This is a genomic window from uncultured Streptococcus sp. (assembly GCF_963521865.1).
GTDB lineage: Bacteria > Bacillota > Bacilli > Lactobacillales > Streptococcaceae > Streptococcus.
Genome location: NZ_CAUQWY010000049.1, coordinates 1 through 9,327 on the forward strand (window position 1 = coordinate 1; position 9,327 = coordinate 9,327).

Annotated in this window: 2 protein-coding genes; both read right to left on the bottom strand. The window is 41.6% G+C overall.

Going from position 1 to position 9,327, the window contains the following annotated elements:
• Window positions 1–6,383, bottom strand: a 6,383-nt coding sequence (locus RWO85_RS09095; RefSeq protein ID WP_314415449.1) for an accessory Sec-dependent serine-rich glycoprotein adhesin, incomplete at its 3' end; no start/stop codon positions are given.
• A gap of 1,022 nt (window positions 6,384–7,405) precedes the next feature.
• Window positions 7,406–9,327 (bottom strand): LPXTG cell wall anchor domain-containing protein (locus RWO85_RS09100; protein WP_314415451.1); only part of this gene is annotated, 1,922 nt, incomplete at its 5' end.

Consider the following 9,327-nt stretch of genomic DNA (forward strand, 5'->3'; position numbering starts at 1 on the left):
GCTGATTGACTTGCACTTGTTGAAGCGCTTGTTGAAGCAGATTCTGAAGCTGATTGACTTGCGCTCGTTGATGCACTTGTTGAAGCTGACTCAGACGCTGACTGACTTGCACTTGTTGATGCACTTGTTGATGCAGATTCTGAAGCTGACTGACTTGCGCTGGTTGATGCACTTGTTGATGCAGATTCAGACGCTGATTGACTTGCACTTGTTGATGCACTTGTCGATGCTGACTCAGATGCTGATTGGCTTGCGCTGGTTGATGCAGACTCAGACGCTGATTGGCTTGCGCTGGTTGATGCAGACTCAGATGCTGATTGACTTGCGCTTGTTGAAGCTGACTCAGATGCTGATTGGCTTGCGCTCGTTGAAGCACTTGTCGATGCTGACTCTGACGCTGATTGACTTGCGCTTGTTGATGCACTTGTCGATGCTGACTCTGACGCTGATTGACTTGCGCTCGTTGAAGCACTTGTCGATGCTGACTCTGACGCTGATTGACTTGCGCTTGTTGATGCACTTGTCGATGCTGACTCTGACGCTGATTGACTTGCGCTCGTTGAAGCACTTGTCGATGCTGACTCAGATGCTGATTGACTTGCACTTGTCGATGCTGATTCAGAAGCGCTTGTGCTTGCTGATTCTGACACGCTTGTTGATGCTGATTCAGAAGCTGATTGACTTGCGCTCGTTGATGCACTTGTTGAGGCAGATTCAGATGCTGACTGACTTGCACTTGTCGATGCACTTGTTGAGGCTGACTGGCTTGCACTTGTCGATGCTGATGTGCTTGCGCTTGTCGATGCACTTGTTGATGCTGACTGACTAGCTGAAGTGCTTGCTGATTGACTTGCACTTGTCGATGCACTTGTTGATGCTGACTGGCTTGCACTTGTCGATGCTGACTTAGACGCGCTCGTTGAGGCACTTGTCGATGCGCTCGTTGAGGCAGATTTAGAAGCACTTGTTGATGCCGACTGTGAAGCCGATTGACTTGCGCTCATTGAGACTGACTTAGATACGCTTGTCGATGCACTTTGGCTAGCACTCATCGAGACTGACTTAGATGCACTTGTCGATGCACTTTGGCTAACGCTTCTTGATGTCACTGTACTTGCTGATGTCGATGTAGAAGCAGAGGTAGAACGTGAAGATACTATACTTTCAGAGGTTGATCTAGATGTGATTACACTCTCAGAAGTTGAGCGTGAGGTGATCACACTCTCAGATGTCGATCTAGATGTGATTACACTCGTTGAAACTGATGTTGATGATACAACACTTGTCGACACTGACAGAGATCTATAATCTGAATCATCTACAGTAATAGTAACAGGTACTTCATCTGTCGAGCCATCTGGATAAGTAACTACAACTGTTCGTGTTAATTGACCGTTTCGAACAGTTGGATTTTCACCATTTTTCCATGTATAAGTCGTTCTTGTATTCGGTGTTGTTCCTTCAGTTGGCAAGGCAGACTTATTAGAAATATAATTCTCTGGTGATCCCAAATCTGGAACAGTTCCATTTGAAGTCATCTTGACTGTAGGATTTGTCGCTGTCGGAGTATATTTATCAGACTGCTTACGGAACTCAATCTGGATATTAGCGTTATTTGTAGCAACATTGGTTCCATTGTTATTCGTTAAGTTCGATGGATCATATCCACTAATATAACGACTCCAGCTGTTACGGCTAGCGTCACTATTAAGTTGCTGGTTCTTACCTACATGGCCTGAAATATTTACTTTATACGGATTAGTATCTGTCGCATTACCATCTTGTCCCAAATTATTAGATTTATTGGTAAAATTGATACTTGTTCCCTTGTTAGGAATGTTAATATTAGCACCATTAACCTCAAAATCACCTGCTGGAGGAGTAGCTTTGTGATCTCCTACCTTAATTTTGTTCAAGCGACCGCTGTTATCTGTCAAGTTCACATCTACACTGAATTCTTCTTCACGATAAACAATAATCTTATGTGGGTTCGCTTTATCGATTTCTGCACCACTATTAACTGTCAAATTAGTAATCGTTGGTGCTACTGTATCAGTAACTGTGAAGGTAACAGGCACTTCATCTGTTGAGCCATCTGGATAAGTGACTACAACTGTCTTCGTATGTTCTCCAACTCCTAAACCTGTCAAGGTTGTTCCTGGTTTCCACTCATATCTAGTACCAGTTGGATGGCTTGGAGTTCCTTGAGCAGCTGTAACATAGTCCCCAGCAGCACCTGGGATGTTAACTGTTTGCTGACCAGTTGGAGGTGTAAGTGTCCGATTAGCCGACGATTCCCCTCCTTCATACTTATCAGTTTGAGCATGTATTTCAATCTTGAAACCTGAACCCTGAGTATCTCCAGTTGGACTATCATATTTCAGATTATCTCCACCTGAAAAGGCTCCAAATTTATCATAAGCATAAAGATATCGAGTATAAGATCCCAAAGCTGCATTAAGTGGAACATCCCCCTTAATATTTACTTTTAGAGGATTGCTTTCTGTTGCTTGTCCATCAACATTGAGTTTATTGGTTGGAACTTCTAGTCTGACATTTCCAAATGGTCCTTGATAACTTGCTGTTGTTGATGATGGTCCCCATGGATTCGCATCATTTGCATACTTGAAAGAAACGATCTTCCCTTGGTCATCTGTATATTTAAGATTTGCTTCAAAACTTTCCCCACGGTAAACAACAAGCTTATGTGGTTCAGAGGCTGTAACTGTCGCACTCTTAACTGCCTCAATTCGACCCATCACAGGTTTTTGGTTATCAATAACCGAGATTGGAACATCAACCGTTTCACTTGAACCATCCTTATAAGTCAAGGTTGCAGTTACTTTTTGTTCACCTGCTCTTGTAACATCTAAGTTATCGCGATTCAAAGAAATGGTCGTACCATCTGTCTCGTAGTTGCTAATCAAACCTTTAATTGTTTCATCTGTCAGAGTTTGATCTTTTGCAATTTCATACTTAGTTGCTGTTGGATCGTTGGTTGGTTTATCCTTTTGCGCCTTGACGACAAGACCTAAACCTGAATAGGTAGCATTGTCATTCTCATCTATCGCAACAATTCCGAATTTTTTATTTCCTACATCTTCTAGTGTTGGGTCAAGACGTAAGACTGTCCGTTTGAGGTTCGGATCGCTTTCATTCTTTGTGAGTGTTACCTTAGATGGATCAAAGTTTTGTGATGTACCGCCTGGATTTACCATTTGGTTTGAGAAATCCACTATGTTAAAGGTAGGAATTTTGTTATTACCCGTTTCCTTTTCAGAGGCTGTGACAACAATACTAGAAGTCTCACCAGCATAGATAATCGGAGAACCTGGAGCAATATCCTGTCCCATCGTAGAAGAAACTGGGATGGATTTCCCATCTTTTGTAATAGTGATTTTAGGTCCCTGAGTATTAACTGCAGAAACGGTCGCTTCTGATTTGGCAGGTTGACTACGTTTGTAGGTCGAAGTAGCAACAACCTTGGTATGGTCTTCCACTACAGCGGCTGGAATCTCAATGCTTCCTGTATCTGGATTAAAACCAAGTGTAGCTGGGAAATCTCCCTGTTTTTCCCATTTGTTATCTACTTTTTGAATAGTGACTGTCTTATCATTTCTTTCCCCTGTTGGACGATAAGTTAGCGTCATCTTGTCAACTGGTTTATCAGCAGTTTCTACAGGAGTAGCTGTTGCGCTTCCTACAGTAAGACCCGCATTTGGTGCAACTAGTCGTGGTGCTGTCGGAGTTTGGTTAACAATGTTATGCGCTGTAACCCTGTTACTTTCATCAGACTCAACATAGTTCTTTTGCACACCATCTCTATCTGTATAGGTAGACTGATTATCTACAATCGTCTTCACATGGTAGCTATTTCCACTTCCCAAACCAACCTTATTAAAGACTGCTGTGCCATCTGCTGCTGCCGTTGTCTTTGCAATTAGCTTACCATTTTCATAAAGGGCAACTTTCTTACCTGCTATTGCATTTGCAACACGAATATCTTGCTTTTCAACACCTTCTTGCAACTGGGTTGTGATTCGTGGCGTTTTTGGTTTGATAACAAAAGTAATTGGCGTATCATCTTCAAAACCATCCGTTGTAAAGTGACGGTGGATGTTCAACGCCATTACACCTGGCTCACGTCCAATAGACTTACGTGGCACTTCTGTTCCATCCGATGCCTTACGATAGGTCAAGGTTCCTTGTAGAACTCCTCTACTATCTACTGGTCCTTTAGGAACCCCATAATCTTCTCCATTTTGAGCTGAATTGATTAGATATTTATTAGCATCTGGAAAACCATTATCTGCTAAAGTAGGATCTACAACTTCTCCCCATGCTTCAAATCCAGCTCGCACAAAATCGTAATAGCTATATGGTGCATTTACTTGGTTTACAAACTGGGTGCTGCCACCTTTGATACGAACTGGGTAAGCTTCTTTGTCACTGATATCCGCTGGGTTGGTATGAAGACCAATAGCCGCAAAAGTTGTTGCTGGCGAGGCCGTACCATAGAGAACTTGCATGTTCTTAATCATACCATTAGTAGTTGAGTCTGGCACTGTCGTTCTAAAACGCATAACATTATGAGAACCACCAGCTGATATTTGCACACGTTGCCAAATAGTTCGTTTCTCTTGTGTTTTTGGATTTACCGCATCCTTCAAGGCTCGAGTTGAATCATAATTTGCATTTTGACTACGTGAAAATGCACGGAACATATTGTGTTCTTCATCTTCACTATAGAGAGAAGTCAAACCACGGTCTGCACGTCCAAAACTTGACAAAGGAGTCTTCTCAGTTCCACGGAGTTCCATCACACCGTGTCGACCAGGCATCATATGGTCATTAGCAGTGATACCTAAGTTTGACAAATCATCATACTGACCAGTAATCGTTGAACGATAGTCCGCATTAATGATTTCTTCAGGCATGTTGACAATTGTTGGAATTTGAATCCAGTTATTTGCCAAAGTTGGAGACAGTTGCGATTTAGGGTCAGATGCTAGGGTCCAAATTAAAGAAGTAATCTTTCCTTTATTGTCATATTCCGGTTTAACATCTAGACTGATATTGTTATTCAATCGATTTTCCGCATTGTCAGAGTTACCTGAAGAAAAAGCTCTAATTTTCTCACCGTTCCTACCATAGGTAACGACTTCATCACCAATCGCATTGGAACCTGACATCACGTTTTTAACTCTAAATTGCGATCCTTGCTTCATGACTTGGCCATTTAGCTTGTCTCGTTTTCCTGAATTTGCACGCAATACAGCATTGGCAATAGAGTTTCGTGCAAGTGTCGCTTTTTTGATAACATCTGTTAGGTCAGCGTTTGGATTTTTCAAAGCTTCTTCGATAGCTGTTACAGCTGCGTTAACTTTAGTAACTGCTGAATCCATGTTAGGTAAACCGATAGACTTAGCTAGGAATTCACCCATCTCAGCTGAGATTTTAGACAGACGTTTGCGGTCTTCTTCAGCTTTTTTGTTGACACCAGTTGCCGCCGATTCAACTACAGCAGCTTTCCCAACCGTAGTAACCATTTCCGACGCTTGATTTGTCAAACTTTCCAATTTAGTCTCAATTTTTGCCAAAGAGTTAAGACTAGATGCGATACTAGCTGATAAAACAGCTTCATCTTTAGCAGTAGCTGTAGTCTCTTTAATTGTCTGTTCAGCTACATTTGTTGCCACCAAACTAGTTGCTGTCGTTGCAGCTTGATTGGTTGTAGCTGTCTGAGAACTTACTGTTTCTTTCGTCAAAGCTTGTGAAGTCAAACCTTGACCCAAAATAGAATGAACTAGATTTTCTGAAGTTGCTCCAGATTGAGTAATTGCCTTACTTGCAGACAAGCTCACTTCCAGACTAGTGCTGTTAGAAATTGATTCCTTGATACTTGTACTTGTACTTGCTGATTCTGAAACTTTTAAGCTAGTACTTGTACTTGTCGATACCTCCAAACTGGCATTGTTAGATTCAGAGTGTGTGTTTGGAGTTGCTGAATCACTTGCAACCTCACTCTTATTTCCAATAACAGCAGAACCTAAATTAGCCAAGGCTTCATCTGTACCGATTTCTTTCTCAAGAACTTTCGTATTTTCCTCAGCATAAGCATGTTGAGTGGCAATGCCTCCTCCCAACACGACTCCCGTCGTTGCTATGGCTTTTATAATCGCCAAACCTGTTAAATTCTGGTTTTCTGAAGCATCTACTAAATCCGCTTTAATAGATGGTGTATCTACACCACCACGTAAAACTCTAAAAAGTCCAAATTGAGACGTCGAGGCACGTAACCAATGCTTACCTGACTTGATTAACTTGAAACGAGTGACACGATCGGTCTCTCTGTATTCACCTTCTTGGCGTCTAAAAAACATGTTTTAGATCCCCTTCCTTCTATATTTATGTGCATTTGTCAATAAAATACCAAACTATATTATACGTTAATAAATCAAATATTTCAATACCCCAAAAAAACATTTTTACCTAAAAAAAAAAAAGCATTTTTATATTAGTTTGACCAAGTTGGGATTTTTTTATAATTATGACTATTTTCCTTATTTTATTCATTAAAAAGCGTTTGAAGTTTGTTTTTATGCAACTTTTTTGTTTTTATGTTTCGATTGAGAAATATTAAGTTTTTGTTACAAAAACCCAGTATAAATTTCCCACAAAATACTTTGTTAGCATGATGTATTATCTCCTAAAATACCCATCTCTCTTAATAAGACAAAATCTACCTACTAAGCGAACTAACAAAATAAACATAGCAAGATTTGGCAATTTCTCATAAAAAATTTATTTTATTTCAAGATTAATTTCTTGCTAGAAATCAACTATACTAACAATCAAATTTTCATCCAATATAGGTATACATTCCTTGACTTAGAAATCATACTCCTCAAAGATTAAAAAGCAAGTCAGATTAACGACACTTCATCACGAATCCCTTCTTTAAGTTCGCCAATATCTTATCCTTAACCTCAAATTAGTTTTTTGAGCTGTGCAACACAAGTTTTTTATTTTTTTGTTTAGCATTAGAAACCACATTGTCCTGTTCTATAGTATAGTGGATTGAAATAGAAATAAGACAATAAAATTTCCAATATTTTATTGTAAATGATTAATCTTCCTGCAAGCTAAGGTGTACTATTTTTGTTTCAATCAACTATATATTGAAACAATATAATAATAAAAGATTAGAAAAGGAAAATTAATTTCTAAAAATATTTTAGGAGTTTCGGTGTATTGTTCTTATTTCAATCTACTATACTATAGATTCACTACAGAACGAGACGAATCAATAGTCACATAATGAAAAAACTCCCCTGGATGGAAGACCATCTAAGGGAGTTTTATAAATCGGGATAAGAATACTCTCTAGGTATTTTTAACTCAATTATTCTTCATCGTCACGTTTACGACGTTTGGCAAACAAACCTAGACCAGTTACAGCAGCCAAAGCTCCTAAAAGTACAGATGATTTAGATGCTTCTGTACCAGTATTTGGTAATAGCTGTTTCGAGCTAGCAGCTGTGCTTTGTGAAACAGGCTGAGCTGTTGATTGTTCTTGACTTGTCGTACTTGTTGATGCTGATTCAGAAGCGCTTGTGCTTGCTGACTCAGATGCACTTGTTGACGCTGATTCAGAAGCTGATGTGCTTGCTGATTCTGACGCACTTGTTGATGCTGACTCTGATGCACTTGTTGACGCTGATTGACTTGCGCTGGTTGATGCAGACTCAGATGCTGATTGGCTTGCACTTGTTGAGGCAGACTCAGACGCTGATTGACTTGCGCTTGTTGAGGCACTTGTCGATGCTGACTCAGATGCTGACTGACTTGCGCTCGTTGATGCTGATTCAGACGCTGATTGACTTGCACTTGTTGATGCTGACTCAGACGCTGATTGGCTTGCGCTTGTTGATGCAGATTCTGATGCCGATTGACTTGCGCTTGTTGATGCAGACTCAGATGCTGATTGACTTGCGCTTGTTGATGCACTTGTTGATGCTGACTCTGACGCTGATTGACTTGCGCTTGTTGAGGCACTTGTTGATGCAGACTCAGACGCTGATTGACTTGCGCTTGTTGAGGCACTTGTTGAAGCAGATTCTGATGCTGATTGACTTGCGCTTGTTGATGCAGATTCTGATGCTGATTGACTTGCACTTGTTGATGCAGATTCTGATGCTGATTGACTTGCACTTGTTGAGGCAGATTCTGATGCCGATTGACTTGCGCTTGTTGATGCTGACTCAGATGCTGATTGACTTGCGCTTGTTGAGGCAGATTCTGATGCTGACTGGCTTGCGCTTGTTGATGCTGACTCTGACGCTGATTGGCTTGCGCTTGTTGAGGCAGATTCTGACGCTGATTGGCTTGCGCTCGTTGATGCAGATTCTGATGCTGATTGACTTGCGCTTGTTGAAGCTGACTCAGACGCTGATTGGCTTGCGCTTGTTGAGGCAGATTCTGATGCTGATTGACTTGCACTTGTTGATGCAGACTCAGATGCTGATTGGCTTGCGCTGGTTGATGCAGATTCAGACGCTGATTGACTTGCGCTGGTTGAGGCAGATTCTGATGCTGATTGACTTGCGCTTGTTGATGCGCTTGTTGAGGCAGACTCAGACGCTGATTGGCTTGCGCTCGTTGATGCAGATTCTGATGCTGATTGACTTGCGCTTGTTGATGCAGATTCTGATGCTGACTGACTTGCGCTGGTTGAGGCAGACTCTGAAGCTGATTGACTTGCGCTTGTTGAAGCACTTGTCGATGCTGACTCTGACGCTGATTGACTTGCGCTTGTTGAGGCAGACTCAGAAGCTGATTGACTTGCGCTTGTTGATGCTGACTCAGATGCTGATTGACTTGCACTTGTTGAAGCACTTGTTGATGCCGACTGTGAAGCCGATTGACTTGCGCTTGTTGAGGCAGATTCTGATGCTGACTCAGATGCCGATTGACTTGCACTTGTTGATGCAGACTCAGACGCTGATTGACTTGCGCTTGTTGATGCGCTTGTTGAAGTAGATTCTGAAGCTGATTGACTTGCACTCGTTGAGGCACTTGTCGATGCTGACTCAGATGCTGATTGACTTGCGCTTGTTGATGCACTTGTTGATGCTGACTCAGACGCTGATTGACTTGCGCTTGTTGATGCAGACTCAGATGCTGATTGGCTTGCGCTTGTTGATGCAGACTCAGATGCTGATTGACTTGCACTTGTTGATGCTGACTCAGACGCTGATTGACTTGCGCTCGTTGATGCAGATTCTGATGCTGATTGACTTGCGCTGGTTGATGCAGACTCAGATG